The 17593-nt window shown below is 59.7% G+C and carries 17 protein-coding genes; 5 read left to right on the plus strand and 12 right to left on the minus strand.

The annotated features are described in order from the left end of the window. Positions 1–3: 3 nt before the first annotated feature. The 10 genes from GY33_RS0113150 to GY33_RS0113200 all read right to left on the minus strand — a co-directional run bounded on the left by GY33_RS0113150 (position 4) and on the right by GY33_RS0113200 (position 10199). A complete protein-coding gene (locus GY33_RS0113150; protein ID WP_031387772.1) occupies positions 4–921 on the minus strand; it encodes a YicC/YloC family endoribonuclease in 918 nt (305 codons plus the stop codon). Then, entirely contained in the window at positions 918–1664 is a 747-nt protein-coding gene (tatC, locus tag GY33_RS0113155; protein ID WP_031387773.1) for a twin-arginine translocase subunit TatC, read from the minus strand. The genes GY33_RS0113150 and tatC overlap by 4 nt, the downstream gene beginning before the upstream one ends. A 56-nt stretch (positions 1665–1720) precedes the next feature. Further along, the gene (gene tatB / locus GY33_RS20590; RefSeq protein ID WP_084185166.1) at positions 1721–2239 is read right to left on the minus strand and encodes a Sec-independent protein translocase protein TatB; all 519 of its coding nucleotides are present in this window, start codon (positions 2237–2239) and stop codon (positions 1721–1723) included. Between the two features lie 4 nt (positions 2240–2243). Continuing rightward, positions 2244–3794: a glutamine-hydrolyzing GMP synthase gene (gene guaA / locus GY33_RS0113165; RefSeq protein ID WP_031387775.1), complete on the minus strand. Its 1551-nt coding sequence runs from the start codon at positions 3792–3794 to the stop codon at positions 2244–2246. Further along, complete coding sequence (gene guaB, locus GY33_RS0113170; protein WP_031387776.1) at positions 3791–5257, minus strand: IMP dehydrogenase; 1467 nt, start codon at positions 5255–5257, stop codon at positions 3791–3793. Before guaB ends, guaA begins: the two co-directional genes overlap by 4 nt. A gap of 60 nt (positions 5258–5317) precedes the next feature. Next, positions 5318–6025 carry an ABC transporter ATP-binding protein gene (locus GY33_RS0113175; protein WP_031387777.1) on the minus strand — a complete coding sequence of 236 codons (708 nt, stop codon included), beginning with the start codon at positions 6023–6025 and terminating at the stop codon, positions 5318–5320. Then, complete coding sequence (locus GY33_RS0113180) at positions 6018–6803, minus strand: ABC transporter ATP-binding protein (RefSeq protein ID WP_031387778.1); 786 nt, start codon at positions 6801–6803, stop codon at positions 6018–6020. Before GY33_RS0113180 ends, GY33_RS0113175 begins: the two co-directional genes overlap by 8 nt. Further along, the gene (locus GY33_RS0113185) at positions 6787–7839 is read right to left on the minus strand and encodes a branched-chain amino acid ABC transporter permease (protein WP_051822626.1); all 1053 of its coding nucleotides are present in this window, start codon (positions 7837–7839) and stop codon (positions 6787–6789) included. The genes GY33_RS0113180 and GY33_RS0113185 overlap by 17 nt, the downstream gene beginning before the upstream one ends. Before the next feature lie 220 nt (positions 7840–8059). Beyond that, on the minus strand, positions 8060–8947 hold the full coding sequence (locus GY33_RS0113195) for a branched-chain amino acid ABC transporter permease (RefSeq protein ID WP_031387781.1): 888 nt from the start codon (positions 8945–8947) through the stop codon (positions 8060–8062). Positions 8948–9044: 97 nt separating this feature from the next. After that, positions 9045–10199, minus strand: coding sequence for an ABC transporter substrate-binding protein (locus GY33_RS0113200; protein WP_031387782.1), 1155 nt, complete (start codon positions 10197–10199; stop codon positions 9045–9047). A gap of 440 nt (positions 10200–10639) precedes the next feature. On the opposite strand from GY33_RS0113200, the gene GY33_RS0113205 reads away from it, so the two are divergent. From GY33_RS0113205 to GY33_RS0113220, 3 genes are all read left to right on the plus strand, one after another. Next, entirely contained in the window at positions 10640–11419 is a 780-nt protein-coding gene (locus tag GY33_RS0113205; protein WP_051822627.1) for an FKBP-type peptidyl-prolyl cis-trans isomerase, read from the plus strand. A gap of 439 nt (positions 11420–11858) precedes the next feature. Further along, positions 11859–12392, plus strand: a complete 534-nt coding sequence (locus tag GY33_RS20595) for a Spy/CpxP family protein refolding chaperone (protein ID WP_084185167.1) — start codon at positions 11859–11861, stop codon at positions 12390–12392. 84 nt (positions 12393–12476) lie between these two features. Next, positions 12477–14282, plus strand: coding sequence for a two-component system sensor histidine kinase NtrB (locus GY33_RS0113220; protein ID WP_051822628.1), 1806 nt, complete (start codon positions 12477–12479; stop codon positions 14280–14282). Between the two features lie 23 nt (positions 14283–14305). Here GY33_RS0113220 and GY33_RS0113225 read toward each other — a convergent pair whose 3' ends face one another. Continuing rightward, positions 14306–15538: a M24 family metallopeptidase gene (locus tag GY33_RS0113225; RefSeq protein ID WP_031387787.1), complete on the minus strand. Its 1233-nt coding sequence runs from the start codon at positions 15536–15538 to the stop codon at positions 14306–14308. Between the two features lie 173 nt (positions 15539–15711). Here GY33_RS0113225 and GY33_RS0113230 point away from each other — a divergent pair, with 173 nt between their 5' ends. Beyond that, positions 15712–16014 carry a type II toxin-antitoxin system HigB family toxin gene (locus GY33_RS0113230; RefSeq protein ID WP_031387788.1) on the plus strand — a complete coding sequence of 101 codons (303 nt, stop codon included), beginning with the start codon at positions 15712–15714 and terminating at the stop codon, positions 16012–16014. Positions 16015–16024: 10 nt separating this feature from the next. Further along, entirely contained in the window at positions 16025–16399 is a 375-nt protein-coding gene (locus tag GY33_RS0113235) for a helix-turn-helix domain-containing protein (RefSeq protein WP_031387789.1), read from the plus strand. Positions 16400–16442: 43 nt separating this feature from the next. On the opposite strand, the gene mqnC is transcribed toward GY33_RS0113235, so the two are convergent. Beyond that, the gene (mqnC, locus tag GY33_RS0113240; protein ID WP_031387790.1) at positions 16443–17471 is read right to left on the minus strand and encodes a cyclic dehypoxanthinyl futalosine synthase; all 1029 of its coding nucleotides are present in this window, start codon (positions 17469–17471) and stop codon (positions 16443–16445) included. Positions 17472–17593: the final 122 nt, after the last annotated feature.

A 17593-nucleotide genomic window follows, 5' to 3' on the forward strand; every position in this document is an offset into this window, starting at 1 on the left:
CGGCTACTCCAGGTTCTGGACCTGTTCCCGACACTTCTCCAATTCCGCCTTGAACGCCACGACGTCCCGGCTGATGTCCGCGTCCTGGGTCTTGTTGCCGCAGGTTGTAATCTCCCGCAGACATTCCTGAAAAAGAAAGTCCAGGCGTCGACCGGGATCAGGGAGTTTGGTCAGAATTCTGACCGCCTCGTCCAGATGGGCGGACAAGCGAGTGAGTTCCTCACTGACGTCCAGTCGATCCGCAAGCAGGGCGAATTCCTGCAGAAGCCGGGGTTCATCCAACATCAGCGGGGCCGACTCTCGGTGCTGATTCCATCCTTGGAGCAACGCATCGACTCGTTCATGCAGCGCTGTCATACGTTTTGGGGCGAGATGGGAGACCTGGTCGCGAATGGTGGTTGAGATCCGCGTCAAGCGCTCCAATCGCTCAAGAATGTCCATGCTCAGGGCTCGTCCTTCCCTTGAGCGTGTTTCCTGTACATCCCTCAACACGGTCCGCAGACCGGCGACCAGGGAATCGACCAATGATCCGGGCAGATCCCCGGAGGGGTCCCGCCACAGGCCGCCGTGATGAAACAGTTCATTCAGGTTGGGCTGAAAGGGAATTCCGGCTTGGTCGGCCAGGGTGCGTATCTGGTCCAGCATGCCCCGTGCCTGGGCCGAGTCCAGGGTGGGGCAAACGGCGTCCGGACGGCTGAGTCGAAGGTCCAGGCTGATTTCCACCCGGCCCCTGGCCAGGTGTTCGCGAACAATTTTCTCCCATGTGCTTTCCAGGCGGCGACAGTAACCGGGAACCCGCCATTTCACCTCCAGATACCGAGAATTGACCGTGCGAATCTCCCAGCTTTGCCGTCCATGGTCGTCCTGGACTTGGCACGTTCCAAAGCCGGTCATGCTCCGGGCTTGTCCGGGGACGGTCATTGCTTAGTACCCTCCTCTTCGTCATCCGTGGGCTTGGGCTTCTTTTTCTTGCCGAAGAAGTGGGCCACGTAGATGCTGACCTCATACAGTATGATCAACGGGCCGGACATCAGGATCTGGGTGATTCCGTCCGGAGGAGTGAGGATCGCGGCCACCACGAAGGAGAGCAGGATTGCGTATTTGCGTTGCTTGCGTAGCCACGCGGGAGTGACCAGGCCCAGCCGGGCCAGAAAGAAGATGAACAGGGGCAGCTCGAAAATAACCCCAAAGGCCAAGAGCAGTTTCAGAGAAAAACTGAAATATTCCTTGAGGCTGGGCATGGGGCGAATCATTTCGTCCGCATAACCCATGAAGAATTCGAAGCCGAAGGGAAAAACGACGTAATACCCGAACAACGCGCCGCTGATGAAAAACAAGGCGGAAATCGCGGCGATGGGGATCATGTACTTGCGCTCGTTCTCGTAAAGTCCCGGGGCGATGAATTGCCAGATTTGATAGAAAATATAGGGACTGACCAAAAACAGGCCAGCCACGAAGGCGGTCTTGACGTAGGTGAAAAAAGCTTCGGGCAGACCCGTGAAAATCAGGGTGCTTTCCGGTGGCATGACCTCCATCAGCGGCAGCATCATGACCCCGAAGAGCTGTTTGGAAAATGCGTAACAGATCAGAAAACCCACTACGACGGCCACAGCGGACCGGGTCAATCGGGACCGCAATTCCCCCAGGTGGTCCATGAGGGTCATTTCCTTCAGTTCTCCGGCGACTTCTTTTTGCTGATCCGTATTCTGGGTCGTCTCGTTCATGCCTGGGCCCTGGAATGTGAGGATTCGGACGGATCGGAGGTCTCTTTTTGAAGTTCCTCGGCGGAGGCGTCCCTCGCCACGGAAGAAGAGGCGTCCTGCGTCGAGACAGTCGATTCCTGGGGCGGATCATGCGAAGCCTTTGGCTGGGGTTGGCTTGCATCCGGTGAAGTTTCGTCCCGCGCGGCGACATAGGGATTTGAATCCGCGTGTTCCGGAGGTGGGATACTCTCCTCGCCTGCAGCCGAAGGGGGCGGTGAAGAAGGTTCCGGCTTCGCGGCGGGTTGAGGTTCCTCAGCTTTCTTGGCAACCGCGGCGGCCTTTTTCTGCTCCCGCTCGTCCTCTTCGATCTTCGCCGCTTCCAGATTCAAGGTCCGCTGAACATCCGTGGTCACGCGCCGAAATTCTCCCAGGGCCTTGCCCAGGGAGCGGGCGATGCCGGGAAGCTGCTTCGGACCCAAGACGATCAGGGCCACGAGCATGATGATGAGCAGTTCCGTTGTACCGATGCCGAACATGTTCCTACTCCCACTCAATTGTGCTGGGCGGTTTGGAGGAGATGTCCAGGACGACCCGGTTCACTCCTTTGACTTCGTTGATGATTCGGTTGGAGATCTGGGCCAGGATTTCCGAGGGTACCCGAGACCAGTCCGCGGTCATGGCGTCAATGCTGTCCACGATGCGCAGGGCGATGACGTGCTCGTAGGTCCGTTCGTCGCCCATCACGCCCACGGTCTTCAGGGGCAGGAGCACGGCGAAGCCTTGCCAGACTTTATAGTACCAACCCGCGGCCATGAGTTCGCTGTGCACGATCTTGTCGGCCTGCCGCAGGATGTGCAGCCGTTCCGGGGTGACTTCTCCCAGGATGCGGATGGCCAGCCCCGGTCCGGGAAACGGGTGCCGCCAAACGATAAAGTCCGGCAGGCCGAGTTCCACGGCCACTTTGCGCACCTCGTCCTTGAACAGCTCCCGCAGGGGCTCGATCAGGTCCAGGTCCATCGTCTCCGGCAGCCCGCCCACGTTGTGGTGGCTTTTAATGACCGCAGAAGGCCCTTTGAAGGAGATGCTTTCAATGACGTCAGGATACAAGGTTCCCTGGGCAAGGTACTTGATTCCGGTGAGGGATTTGGCTTCCTGTTCAAAGACTTCGATGAAGGTATGCCCGATGATCTTGCGCTTCTCCTCCGGGTCCTCAACGCCCTTGAGCCGGGAAAGGAACATATCCTGGGACTGGGCGTAATGCAGGTTCAGGTCGAAATGTTGGCGCAGATAGGCCACGATTTCTTCTCCCTCACCCAAGCGTAGCAGGCCGTTGTCCACCAGGACGCAGTGCAAGCGGCGTCCGATGGCCTTGTGTAGCATCACGGCCACCACGGTGGAGTCCACGCCGCCGCTCAGCGCGCAGATCACTTGTTCCTGGTCACCGATTTGATCGCGCAGCCGGGCCAGATTTTCTTCCAGAAACGAGGCCATGTTCCAGGTCGGGCTCAGGGCGGCCACCCGGAAAAGGAAGTTGCGCAGAATCGTATCGCCGTCCTCGGTATGAACGACTTCCGGATGAAATTGCAGGGCGTAGATTTTGCGAGAAACGTCGGCCATGGCCGCCACGTCCACCCGACTGGTCCGGGCCAATGGCGTGAATCCCGGCGGAGGAGTCAGAACCTTGTCTCCGTGGGACATCCAAACTTTGAGACCCTCGGTTACCGTCAGTCCGTCCCAAAGCGGACAGTCCGCGGTGAGAAACAACTCGGCTCGGCCGTATTCCCTGTCCTGGGACGGTACGACCTTGCCGCCGCCGATGTGCGCTAAAAGCTGCATCCCGTAACAGATTCCGAGAATGGGCAGCCCCCACGTCAGGATTGACGGGTCCAGGGATGGGGCTTCGTTGTTGATCACGCTGGCCGGTCCGCCGGAAAGAATCAACGCCTTGGGGTTCAGGGCCCGCAGTTCCTCGGTGGTGATGGTGCAGGGGTGGATTTCAGAATAGACCCCGGCCTCGCGCACCCGGCGGGCGATTAACTGGGTGTACTGTGAGCCGTAGTCCAGGATGACGACCTTATCGGTATCGATCATGAAAAATTCTCCACGCGGTAGTTGGGGGCTTCCTTGGTGATGATCACGTCGTGTACATGGCTTTCCCGCAGCCCGGCCGGGGAGATGCGCACGAACTTGGCCTGGGTTTGGAGGGCCTTCAGATCCGGGCTGCCCAGGTAGCCCATGCCGGAGCGCAGGCCACCCACGAGTTGGTAGATGCTTTCCGTGACAGGGCCCTTGTACGGCACTCGGCCGACAATTCCCTCGGGAACGAGCTTGGAGGACTTTTCCTGGAAATACCGGTCGCAACTGCCATCGCGCATGGCATCAATGGAGCCCATGCCTCGGTAGATTTTGTAGGAACGGCCCTGGTACAGGATGGTCTCTCCCGGACTTTCTTCTGTCCCTGCAAACAGGCTGCCGATCATCACGCAGTCCCCTCCAGCGGCGATGGCTTTGACCACGTCCCCGGAAAACTTGATCCCGCCGTCCGCGACCAGACATTTGTCCGCCTCGCGGCAGGCCCGGACCGCTTCCATGATCGCCGTGACCTGGGGTACGCCCACCCCGGCCACGATCCGGGTGGTGCAGATGGAGCCCGGACCGATGCCGACCTTGACCGCGTCGGCCCCGGCCCGGATCAGATCCCGGGCGCCCTCGTAGGTGGCCACGTTTCCGGCCACCAGCTGGCAATGGGGAAAGCTGCCCTTGATCCTCCGGACGGCTTCCAGGATGTTCTTCGTATGCCCATGGGCCGAGTCCACGACGAACAGGTCAGCCCCGGATTGCAGCAGGGCCGCCACCCGAGCCTCGCCGTCCGCGCCCACGCCCACGGCACAGCCAACACGTAGCCGCCCCACGGAATCCTTGCAGGAATTGGGATACTTCTTGACCTTTTCAATATCCTTGATGGTGATCAGGCCGCGCAGTTTCTGGTTGTGGTCCACCACGAGCAGCTTCTCGATCCGGTTTTCGTGCAGCAGGTTCTTGGCTTGGTCCAGGGTCGTGCCCACGGGCACGGTGACCAGATCCTCGCTGGTCATGATTTCCCGGGCCTTGGTCTCCATATCCGTGACGAACCGCACGTCCCGGTTGGTGACAATGCCCACCAGGTGGTCGTTGTCCACAACCGGCAGGCCGGAGATCCGGTATTCGGCCATCATTTCCAGAACCTTGGCCACGCTGTCCTCCGGATGGATGGTAACCGGATCGATGATCATCCCGCTTTCGGACTTCTTGACCTTCTCCACCTCGATCTTCTGGCGCTCAATGGGCATGTTCTTGTGGATGATGCCCATGCCCCCGGACCGGGCCATGGAAATGGCCATCCGCGCGTCCGTAACCGTGTCCATGGCCGCGCTGACCAACGGAATGTTCAACTCAATCTCCGGCGTGATCCGGGTCCGCACATCCGCCTTGTCCGGCAAAATTTCCGAATAGCTCGGAACCAGCAACACGTCGTCAAAGGTCAGGCCGAAAGGGATTTCTGATTCATGGTGCATGGATAAGGTATCCTTATTTTTTGTGAAGTCTTTTGCTCTGCTTGATTTGTTGTTTGAAGATCAATCCATCCCCAAATACGCGGCCTGCACCTTGGGGTCCGCCAAGAGATCCGAGGCTTTTCCGGACATGGTGACCAGGCCGGTTTCCAGGACGTAGCCGCGGTGGGCGATTTGGAGGGCCATTTGGGCGTTTTGTTCCACCAGGAGGACCGTGGTGCCTTCCTTGTTGATCTGGACGATGACGTCGAAGATGTTTTCCACCACGATGGGCGCCAGTCCCAGGGACGGCTCGTCCAGCAGGAGCAGCTTGGGCCGGGCCATCAGGGCGCGGCCGATGGCCAGCATCTGCTGCTCGCCTCCGGAAAGCGTGCCGCCGTATTGCTTGCGACGTTCCTTGAGGATCGGAAACATCTCAAAAGCCCGTTCCTCGTCCTCTTTCAATCCGGCCTTGTCCTTGCGCAGGTAGCCGCCCATGCGCAGATTTTCCAGCACCGTCAAGGCCGGAAAGATCATTCTGCCTTCCGGAACCTGGGTGATACCCATGGCCACGACTTTATCCGTGGCCACCTTGGTGATGTCCTTGCCCAGGAAGGTGATGCTTCCGGAGCGCACGGGTACCACCGAAGAAATGGTCATCAGGGTGGTGGACTTTCCCGCGCCGTTGGACCCGACCAGAGTGACGATCTCGCCGGCCTGGACATTCAGGCTGATGCCTTTCAGAGCCTGGATGTTCCCATAGTAGGCCTGCACGTCCCGCAATTCAAGCATGGGCCGCCCCCCTTCCCAGATACGCCTCGATGACCTGGGGATTCTCTCGGACTTCCTTTGGACCGCCCTCGGCGATCAGCGTGCCGTGATCCAGGACCACCAGCCGTTTGCAGATGGTCATCACCAGCTTCATGTCGTGCTCGATGAGCATCACGGAGACCCCGGCGTCCAGAATGGAGTGGATCAGGTCCACGAGCATCCGGGTTTCCTTGGGGTTCATGCCCGCGGCCGGTTCGTCGAGCAGGAGCAGCTTCGGCTCCGTGGCCAGGGCTCGGGCGATTTCCAGGCGGCGTTGGTCCCCATAGGACAGGCTGCTGGCGTCGGCCAGGGCGTGATGGCCCAAGCCGACGAAATCCAGCCAGCGCATGGATGCGTCGACGATGTCCTTCTCCTCGGCTTGCTGGAATTTAGTCCGCAACACGGAGCGAAAAAAGTTGGACGTGGTTCGACAGTGGCGGGCGATGCGCACGTTGTCCAGGACGGTCAGGGCGCTGAACAGACGGATATTCTGGAAGGTGCGGGCAATGCCCAACTCCGTCATCTTCTCCGGCTTGCGTCCGTTGATGCGCTGGGATTTTCCGTCACGGGTGAAGACCAGATTGCCGGAGGTGGGCTTGTACACCCCGGCGATGCAGTTGAACATGGTCGTCTTCCCGGCCCCGTTGGGACCGATCAGGCCGAGGATCTCACCTTCGATCACGTTGAACGAAACGTCGGTCAGGGCCAGGAGCCCGCCGAAACGTTTGCTGATTCCGTCGATTTCAAGCAGCGGCGTCACGGGGTTCTTCCTTGGGAGCGTTTCGGGCCGCGAGGCGTTTTTGAAGGTCGAGCAGCAGCGGGTTGGATCGGCCGCTGGAGGCGATGGCCGGAAAAAAGCCGGCTGGCTTGAAGCGCATGATCAGGACCATGATCAGACCGTAGGCCATGAACCGGGTCTCCGGCGGCAGACCAAAGGAGGTGAGCACCTCCCGGAGCACCTCGCCCAGGCAGACCAGGATCACCGCGCCGACCAGCGCGCCCTTGATGTTGCCCAAGCCTCCCAAAACGACCATGCACAAGACCAGGAAGGATTCCCAGAACTTGAACATGTCCGGGGAGAGAAACATGGACCAGCGGGCGTAGAAGCAGCCGCCCACCGCGCCGATGGCCGCGGAAATGGCAAAGGCGATGACCTTGTAGTTGAGGATGTTCACTCCGCAACTGGCCGCGGCCAGAGGGTCTTCCCGGATGGCGTACCAGGCCCGGCCCAGGCGGGAGTCCTCCATTCGGCGCATGATGAAGAAGACCAAGCCCACCAGCAGGGCCACCACATAGAAGTTGGGGGTCTTGTCGTAGAACTGGAAATACCAGGCGTCGTTGAGCCAGGTCAGATTCACGGTGATGGGCTGGATGCCGGGCAAGCCCAGGGGGCCGCGGGTCAGCCAGATTTCATTGGTCAGAAAGAGCACCACCAGCTCGGAAAAGCCGAAGGTGACGATGGCGAAGTAGTCCCCGGTCAGACGCAGGGTCGGCGCGCCCAGCAGCGCGCCCCACAGTGCCCCGTTCAGGGCGGCCAGGGGGACGATCACCCAGAAGGACATGTCGTAGTGAATGGTCAACAGGCCGGCGGTATAGGCCCCGATCCCGTAGAACCCGACGTAGCCCAAATCCAGCAGGCCGCAGAATCCGGGCACGATGTTCAGGCCCATGGCCAGAATCATGTACACCATGGCCAGGGTCATTACGTGGATGATGTAGTCGCTGGATTGCGGCACCAGGGGGTAGGTCAGCGCCGCGGCGACGATCAGGAGGGTGAGTGATTTTCCGATATTCACGAAATTCCCCGAATATTAGCTGTGCTGGCGTTCGTTGTTGGCGAAAAGAAACACGTTGGCAAGGGGTACCTGAGTGTTGAAAAAGTCTTCATTCGACAGTTCGTTCAAAAACCCCAAGTGCAAGGAGCAAAAAAAGCTCAAGGTCGAAGCGTAGTTATTGATACGTGAGAGTTTGAGCTTTTTGCGGCAACGCGGCAATTGGGAGTTTTTCAACGGACAGTTACGCCTTGTCCACCACGGATCGTCCTAGGATGCCGGAGGGACGGAAGATGATCACGGCGATCATCACCGCGTAAGCCACCCCGTCACGGTACAGAGAGGAGACGTAGCCCGCGCCCAGGGCCTCGGCTACGCCCAGGACCACCCCGCCGACCATGGCCCCTGGAACCGAGCCGATGCCGCCGAGCACGGCCGCGGCAAAGGCCTTGACTCCGGCGGTGTAGCCCATGGTCGGGTAGAGGGTGTTGTAGTAGACCGAGACGAGAATTCCGGCCACCGCGCCCATGGCCGACCCCAAGGCGAAGGTGAAGGAGATGACGTAATTGACGTTGATGCCCATCAGGGAAGCCGCGGTCTTGTTCTGGGCCAGGGCGCGCATGGCCGTGCCGATCCGGGTCTTGTTGATGGTCAGGTACAGGCCGATCATCATAATGATGGCCACGGCGAAGATGAACAGTTGCAGCCAGGTCAGGCTGACGTCGCCCATGACCAGGGCCTTTTCCCGGAAAAAGGACGGCAAGGCCGCCTGGGGAAAGGGCCGGGAACGGCTGCCCCAGATGATCAGGGCCACGTTCTGGAGAAAGATGGACATGCCGATGGCCGTGATCAGCGCGGCCAGGCGCGGGGCCTTGCGCAAGGGGCGGTAGGCGATGATGTCCAGGAGGATGCCGCAGAGCATGCAGCAGATAATGGCCATCAGAATGGCCACGTAAAAAGGCATGCCCGCCGCGGTAATAAAGGTCACGCAGAAAAAGGCACCGAGCATGTAGATTTCACCGTGGGCGAAATTGATGAGCTGAATCACTCCGTAGACCATGGTGTAGCCTACGGCGATCAGGGCATAAATCAGGCCCAGTGTCAAACCGTTGATCAGTTGTTGTTCAAGCAAGTGGGACTCCTGCCGACGGGATGGGGAAAGGCTGGATGAAACGGAAACAGGCCGGGAGCGCCCCGGCCTGTTTCCGTATAGGTTGGTGTTTTGATCTTTATTGCATCTGCTTGGGGGCGGCGGTGAAGGCGCCGTCGTTGACCATCTTCACGAAGGCGCTCTTTTCAGGGTCGCCGATCTCACTGAAGTAGGTGGCCCCGGTGATGCCGATGTAGGCGTTTTCCAGGGAATTGATGCCGGCCAGGTAGTCGCGGATCGCGGTCCGGTCGGTTCCCACTGCGGCCACTGCCGCGGCGAATTTGCCGGCGGCGTCATAAGCGTTGGCGCTCATCCAGTCCAGGTCGCGCTGATACTTTTCCTCGAACTTCTTGATGAAGTCTTGGGCCTGTTCCGGGGCGGCTTCGGCCAGGAAGGGCACGGTCATGTAAGTGTTGTTGGCCGCGTCTCCACCCAGGTTGATGTAGTCCACGTTATCCAGGCCGTCGGCACCGAACTTGACCACGTCCATGCCCAGATTCCCGGCCTGAGCCGCGATGAGCGCGCCTTCGTTGTAGTACCCGGAGATGAACAGGCCGTCCGGATTGCCGCCGCGCAGGCGGGTCAACTGCGGGGCGAAGTCCGTGGCGCCCTTGACGTAGCCTTCCTCGCCGACGATGGCCAGTCCGACGTTCTTGGCTTCGGCCACGAAAGCGTTCTTCAGGCCGATTCCGTAATCGTTGTTTTCATAGAATACGGCGATGCGTTCCAGACCGAGAACGTCCTTGACGTAATGGGCCAGGAAGTAGCCCTGGTAGTCGTCCAGGTAGACGTTGCGGAAGGACCAGACCCGGCCCTGGTTGTCCTTGTTTTGCTGGCTGATGGTCACGTTGGTGGCGGTGGGGGAAATCACGGGCATGCCCATGCGCACGTAGGTGGGCAGGGCGGCCAAGTGGGCCGAGGAGCAGACGTGGCCCACCACGCCGACGATGTCCTTGTCGCCGACGATCCGCGGGGCCACGACGGCGGCTTCGCGGGGTTCGCACAGTTCGTCGAAATAAGCGACCTCGACCATTACGCCGTTGATGCCGCCAGCGGCGTTGATTTCCTCAACCTTGGTCTCCACGCCGGACTTGATGTTTTCGCCGTAGGAAGCGGCGGGGCCGGTCAGGGGAGCGGCCACGGCGATCTTGATCTTCTGCGCCCAGGCCGGGGAACAGATGAGAACCAGCAGACAGGCGGCCAGGACGGCCTTGGTCCATTTTTTTGCACTCATTGCTTTCCTCCACGTTGACGTTGATTGGGGTTTGAACCGAACAGAGTTGAATAATACAGCAAGAAAACAGTTCTCAAGCACCTTCCGAACGTCGGGGGCATGCCCAAATCAAGCCTCGATTGGGTTGAGCATGGACCTGGAAATGACGTTTTCGGTAAAAGCGGCCCCCGAAAGAAATCGCCTCGACCAGAGAACGAATCCTTGAATGGAACAAGGAAAACAATGCCATGAACAAAACGGCGCTGTCAATGTAATTTGCAAGGAAAGCCTTAGTTTATTGCAATAGTTGTCGTATTTTGATGGGTGTCGGCGATGGTTGCGCCACCAAGGAACCTTGTCGGCTTCTCGCTTCATTTCATGGACGACACATGGACAAGCAGGAACGGCTATCCTATACTGGCAGTTTAACATCAAACTTTCTTTTGATTCAAGGAGATTACATGAGCTTTCGAAAAACGACAATCGCGTCCTGTTTTAGTGTTTGCTTGACCCTGGTCATCTTGGGCTGCGGCCAGCAACAGACCCCGGCGCCCCAGACCGCTTCCGAATCCACCGCCGTACAAAGTTTGGATACAAAGGTCCAAAAGACCAGTTACGCCATTGGCCTGGATATCGGGACCAATATCGCCATGGGCGAGCTTGAGGTGGACGTGGACGCACTGGCCCAGGGGCTGCGTGACGGATTGGGTTTCGGCGGAGAACCGCTGATGAAGCAGGAGGAACAGCAGCAGGTGCTGATGACCTTGCAACAGGAATTAATGCAGAAACAGATGGAGATGGTCCAGAATCAGGCCGCTGAAAACATCGCCAAGGGCGAAGCCTTCATGGCCGAGTTCCAGGAGCGGGATGGGGTCCAGGCCACGGACAGCGGAATCCTGTACCGAGTCATAACGGTCGGCGAGGGAGAAACCCCACTGGCCGAGGATATCGTCACGGTGCATTATACCGGCACCCTGGTGGACGGAACGGTGTTCGACAGCTCCGTGGAACGCGGTGAACCGGCCACTTTCCCATTGCAGGGCGTGATTCCCGGCTGGACCGAAATTCTCCAGCTCATGCCCCAGGGAGCGAAATGGGAAGTGGTCATCCCCGCCGACTTGGCCTATGGCCCGCAACAAGCCGGACCGGTGATCGAACCTAACTCCACCCTGGTCTTCGAGATCGAATTGCTGGACGTCATCCGGGCCGAAGTTCCGGAACAGGAGCAAGGCGCGGAGTAGACGGTTCGCGCAAGCCGATAACGAGAAAGCCCTTGCCATGTACATGGCAAGGGCTTCTTTCATGGAGAACTCACCCACACCCGATTATGACAATATTTCGTAGTTCAAACAATGTTCTTGAAGTAAGTGACCAGAGTAATTTTTAGGAATTTGAGCCGTTACGGCAAAAGGGCTGAACTCTTCAGCACATTTGGGCACGGATGGATTCTGTTGTCGTGTCGGCGAGGTGAACCGGCTTCAGAATGACGGTGCGCATTTCTTTGCGCGGATTGTTGCACAAGTGTGCAACGCGATTGTGCAGAAAATTGCGCAACGAGGGTCCGTCTTAACTGGATACGTAGAAAAGCCACCGAAATGATTACTTTTTGTGTTTTGGCATACCCTTTGAAAGCGTAAAAGCATTCATTCACCACAACCACTCAATGTGAGGAGGAAATGTATGCGACGTTTATTTTTCATTAGTGCGGTATTTCTTGTTTTGGCCCTGATCTCCGTGCCCGTTCTGGCGCAGCACCAGCACGGTTCCGGTCAAGCCGGAAAGCCAGAGGGGCAGGCACAGCAGCACCAGCGTGGCGCCGGACATCCGGTGCTCGGCAATCTTTCCGAGGAGCAGCAAGAAGCAATGGTCGCGTTGTTCGCGGAACACCGCAAGGCCATGATGCAGCACAACCTGCATATGCGCGCCAAGCAGGCCGAACTGGACGTGCTCCTGGCCGCCCCAGAGTTCCAGCAGGCCCAGGTTGACACCGTGACTGCCGAAATCATCACCCTGAAGGGCGAAGCCATGAAGCTCAGGAACGAGTTGCGGCGCAAGGTTTTCGAGGAAACCGGGCACCTGATGCAGGGCGGCATGGGCGGCAAAGGTCACGGTATGTCAGGCCGCGGCAAGATGTCCGGCAATATGTCTGGCAAGAAAGGCCGGATGGGAAACTGCCCGATGATGTCCGGGCACGGAGCGCAGTCGGCTGAATAAATAACATCTTAGAAACGAAAATGCCGCCCGTCTTCCGGGCGGCATTTTCGTTTCCGTTCATTACACCACTCCATAACGCTTCCCATGCACATCCTGCCGGCCATCCACCGCGAAACGCGCTACCTCATGCCCATGCTGGCCATGATTCTGCTCGGGTTGAGCTTGATCTTCGTCACCTGGCAGAACCTGCGGCATCAGCGACAGGCCGTTGAGCAGCACATGGTGCTGGCGGCCCGGGCCGTGGCCATGGGCATCGAGGGCAACATGGCCTGGCGGATGCGCGGCCCTTCCCGGATGGCCACGCCAAGGGTTTCGGGCAAGGAATTTCTTCAGGAATTGCTGACCTCCCCGGACCTGCTTTTTGTCGGCGTCGTGGGGTCTTCCGGACAGATGATGCTCGCTTCCGAAGATCCGGAGAGCTTTCCGACGCTTCCCCCCGCCGCGCTGGAAACGTTGCGGGACGAGCGACAGTGGCACGGATTCGCCCGTCACCAGGGCCAGGACATCCTGCTCTACGTCCATCAGCTCCGGCAGCCCGCGGCCCGGCACATGCACGAAACCTTTCTGCCCCAGGGCCATTCCGCCCGGGGCCATGCCTCCTATCTCGTCCTCGGCCTGGACATGAGCGAGCATTTGGTCATGTACCACGACGCCCGGCGCGCCGCGCTCTGGCAGGGCGGATACGTGCTGGCCACGGTGGTTCTGCTGTGGATCGGCGCGGTGAAGCTGTTGCAGCGCCGGGAACAAAGCGCCAAAGTCAAGGAACTGGAGCAATTTCAGGCCAAGTTGGTGGACAACCTGCCGGACGGTTTGCTGACCGTGGACGCCGAGGGCGTGATCCGCGGGGCCAATCCTTCAGCCGTGGCTCTGCTGGGAAGTGACGGGCCGTTGCCGGGCCGTCGCTGGGTTGATCTCACCCTCAACCAACAATCCATTCGGCAGTCGAACCGGCCCGATGAACAACGAGCGGAACCAGAAGCCGAGCCGAGCCCGGAAGCGAGGGCCGCGTCAGAGCCCTCGGGGGCGTTCTGGCGGAACTTCTCCTTCGAGGATCGCCATCTGGAAATTCTGGCCGTGCCCTTGCGGGCGGATGAGCGGGAGTTGGGCGAACGGCTGGTGTTGGTCCGGGACCGGACCGAAATCAAAAAGCTGGAAGACAGCCTGCAGGAGTCCGAACGGTTGGCGGCCATCGGCAGGCTGGCCGCGGCCGTGGCCCACGAGATTCGCAATCCGCTCAGCGCCCTGCGCGGATTCGCCCAGTTTTTCGCCGGCAAGCTGGCTGGTCGCGAACCCGAGGAAACCTACGCCCGAACCATGGTCGCCGAAGCCGACCGCCTGAACCGGGTGATCACGGACCTGCTCTTTCTGGCCAAGCCCAAGCCGCCGCAAAAAAGCGCGGTCCGGCTGCCCGAGTTGCTGGAGAGCGTCGAGGATCTGCTGCGCACCGATCTTGACCGTCACAAAATCGAGGTTCGCCGCCATTTTGGCGAGGAGCGAACCGTCTGGGCCGACCCGGACCTGCTCAAGCAGTGCCTGCTCAATCTGCTCATGAACGCGATCCAGGCCGTGGCGGAAAACAAGGGCGACGCAACGGGCGTCATCGACGTCCACATGGAGCCGGGGAGCGAGGGGCTCTGGGTCGTGGTGCGGGACAACGGCCCGGGCATGGACGCCCAACAACGCCAACGCGCCCTGGAACCGTTCTACACCACGCGCAAGGACGGCTCCGGATTGGGGCTGGCCATTGTGCGTAAAATCGTGCGCGACCATGGGGGGCGGCTAGAAATCTCCTCCGCGCCTGGCCAAGGGGCTCGGATCAGCATGTTTTTTCCGCAAGGTGCGGTGTCGGAGCTGGAGTCAGAGCAGGCTCCGGATATGGAAACCGCCTAAACCGTCTTATTCGGCGCATTCGTTCAGTCCGCAGCCACGCAGACCATGGAATAATCGCTTCCGGTCAGGCAGCGTCCGCCGTTCGGGGTGACCTCAAAGGTGTTTTCCACCCCGACCATGCCCAGCCCAGGCAGCCCTATCTTCGGTTCCAGGGCCAGGACCATGCCCTGTTCCAGCGGGGCCTCGAAACCCTTGGCCAGGGCCGGCCATTCGTCGATGGCCAGGCCGATGCCGTGGCCCAGAAAGCGGACCTTGTTCCCGCCCAGGGCCATGAACCCTTCGCCCCAGCCCTCCTGTTCGGCCCAGTCCCAGCAATGCTGGAACAACCGGCTCGGAACGGCTCCGGGCCTCATGTATTCGGCCAGCCACCCCTGGACGGCGATGCAGAACTCGTGGGCGCGACGGGCCTGCTCCGGGATATCCTCGGGTGTGCCCGCCCAGTAGACCTGGGTCTTGTCCGTCTGGTAGCCTTCCAGGCCGAAGCCCACGTCCAGGGTCAGTGGGGTCCCGGCTTTCCAGACCGTTCCGGCATATCCCATGTGGGTCACGGCCGGGTGGGCCCCGCGCAGCCCCACCGGGCCGTCGAACACGCTGGGATAGTTGGCGCTGTCACCAGCGGACACGTGGCCCAGGAAAATTTCCTCCCCATGGTTCTGCATCCGCAACAGCCCGTGATGGCCCTGGCTGAAAAACACCTCCCAAATCCGGATCGAGATTTCCCGCTCGGTCATGCCCGGCGCGATCCGCTTTGCCAGCAGCTCCCGCAGGCAGTGGTCATGCCGAGCGCCGACCAGGCGCATCTTGGCCAGCTCCCACTGGGTCTTGACGGCTCTGGTCTGGTTCAGCAGGCCATCGGCGGAACGCAGGTCATGTCCGCTCAGATGCCTGGCTAGGCCCTGACCCAGGGCCCAGGTCAGTCCGGACATCTCCACGCCGACGACATCGGACAGGGGCGAACCGGCCTCCCCGGCCAAACCGGGCAGCTCCCGAAACGACCGGTAAACGCCCACATGCTCCACCGCGGACTCCAGCTGAACCCGCTCGATCCCCCGCCGGACCAGCAGCACCGGCCGCCCTTCTATCGGCAGCCAGAACACCCCGTTGGCCCAGGATCCGGTGAAGTAGTAGATGTTCAACCGCGAAAAAACGAGCACGCCGCCAGCGTCGGGCAATTGGGTCCGCAACAAGGACCGACACCGCTCCCACCGCCGGACCAGCTCTTCTTCCGGGATGCGCTCCAATGCTTCAAAACTCATTTTATACCTCCATTTCAGTACTGATGGTCAACAGCTGAAATATGCCTCGGCCTCCCCCAGTGCGGAAGAGGGCCGTTGATCATCAAGGGGTTGTAGGGTGTGGAAGCCGGTTTGCCCCAAGGCAGGTTCGTGAAAAACTTGCTTTGGTCCCATAATGGGACTAAAAGAAAGGCATGCGCGTCATCGCACTGTCCACCTTGAAAAGCTTTTGGGAGCAAAACTCCGCGCATATCGACGCAAAAGAACCGATATTGGCTTGGTACCGCCAAATTTCCAAGGCCGACTGGGCCTCTCCGGCCGAGTTGAAGGCGGATTTCGGCAGCGCCAGTATTTTGCGCGACGGCAGGGTGGTTTTCAACATCGCGGGAAACAAATATCGCCTGGTAACATGGATCAACTACCCTTATCGGGTCGTCTATGTCAGGTTTATCGGCACTCACGCGGAATATGACGCCATCGACGCACAAACAATTTGAGGACAACGCCATGGATATCAAGCCGCTTCGCACGGAGCACGATTACCGTTCAACCCTTGAACGAATTGAAGGCCTCATGACGGCTGAAGCGAATACGCCGGAAGGCGATCTTCTCGACATTCTGGTTACGCTGGTCGAAGCGTATGAGCGGAAGTATTTCCCCATGGAGCTTCCCGATCCGGTGGAAGCAATCAAATTCCGTATGGATCAATTGGGGCTTCGGCCAAAAGACCTGGAACCCATGATCGGACGCAGCAACCGAGTTTATGAGATACTCAACCGCAAGCGACCATTGACCTTGAAAATGGTCTGGCAGTTGCACAAAAATCTGGGCATACCCGCTGAAAGCCTGGTCAAGCAGCCGGAAAACGTCTGTGTCAGATAGAAAGCGCTGTTTGTAGTACGCTCGTCGCTGGCAACGGAGAACCTCACGCCGGTGAATAATCCATTCGTCGGCGCATGGGGGTGAATCCCGCGCCCTCGACGATGGCCCGCAGATCCTCCTCGGGGAGCAGGAAGCGGACCCCGGCGGCGGCGACGACGTTTTCCTCGATCATGGTCGACCCCATGTCGTCCGCGCCCCAGTGCAGGGCCATCTGGCCCACCAGGGGGCCCTGGGTGACCCAGGAAGCCTGGATGTGCGGGACGTTGTCCAGATAGAGACGGCTGAGGGCCAGAAACTTCAGGTATTCCACGGAAGAGGCTTCGGGGACGTCGATCTGGGTGTTGCGGGGCTGAAAGGTCCAGGGAATGAACGCGGTGAATCCGCCGGTTTGGTCCTGCAGGTCGCGCAGCTTTCCCAGGTGCTCCAACCGATCTTCGATCCTTTCCCCGTGCCCGAACATCATGGTCGCCGTGGTCTTCAATCCCTGACGGTGGGCGCATTCCATGACTTCCAGCCATTTGGCGGCGGAGCATTTATGGGGCGAGATCCGGGTGCGGACGTGGTCCACCAGAATTTCCGCCCCTCCGCCGGGAATGGAATCCAGGCCCGCCGCGGCAAGGCGGGCCACCACTTCGGCTACGCTCATGCCGGATGTCTCGGACAAAAACACGATCTCCGGGGGGGAGAAGCCGTGTACGGCCACTTCCGGAAATTCCCGCTTCAGAAACGTGAGCATGATCCGGTAGAAATCCAGGCTCAATTCCGGGTTCATCCCGCCCTGGAGCAGGATCTGTCGCCCGCCGAGCTCCATGGTTTCCCGAACCTTCACGCCCAGTTCGTCCAGTCCCAGGACATAGCCTTCGGCATGGCCCGGCGGTCGAAAGAAGGCGCAAAATCGGCACCCGGACACGCAGATGTTGGTGTAGTTGATGTTTCTGTCCACGATATACGTGACCACGGCCTGGGGATGCAGGGCCGTCCTTTCGGCATGGGCCAGGGCCCCGATTTCGATGACGTTCGAATCGTTCCAGAGTCCCAGGGCTTCCGCCGCGCTGATGCGTTGTTCCGCCATTTCAATTCCCGCCCTCGTGCTGTTGATTCGCAACAACCGTAACTGTTTACTTGCCCAAAATCGTGAGGTAGACCTTTTTCGGTTCAACTCGCCGCCCAGCGGCTTGTCCCTCAAAGGAGTCC

Origin of the sequence: Desulfonatronum thiodismutans (assembly GCF_000717475.1) — a bacterium.
Classification (GTDB): Bacteria; Desulfobacterota; Desulfovibrionia; order Desulfovibrionales; family Desulfonatronaceae; genus Desulfonatronum; species Desulfonatronum thiodismutans.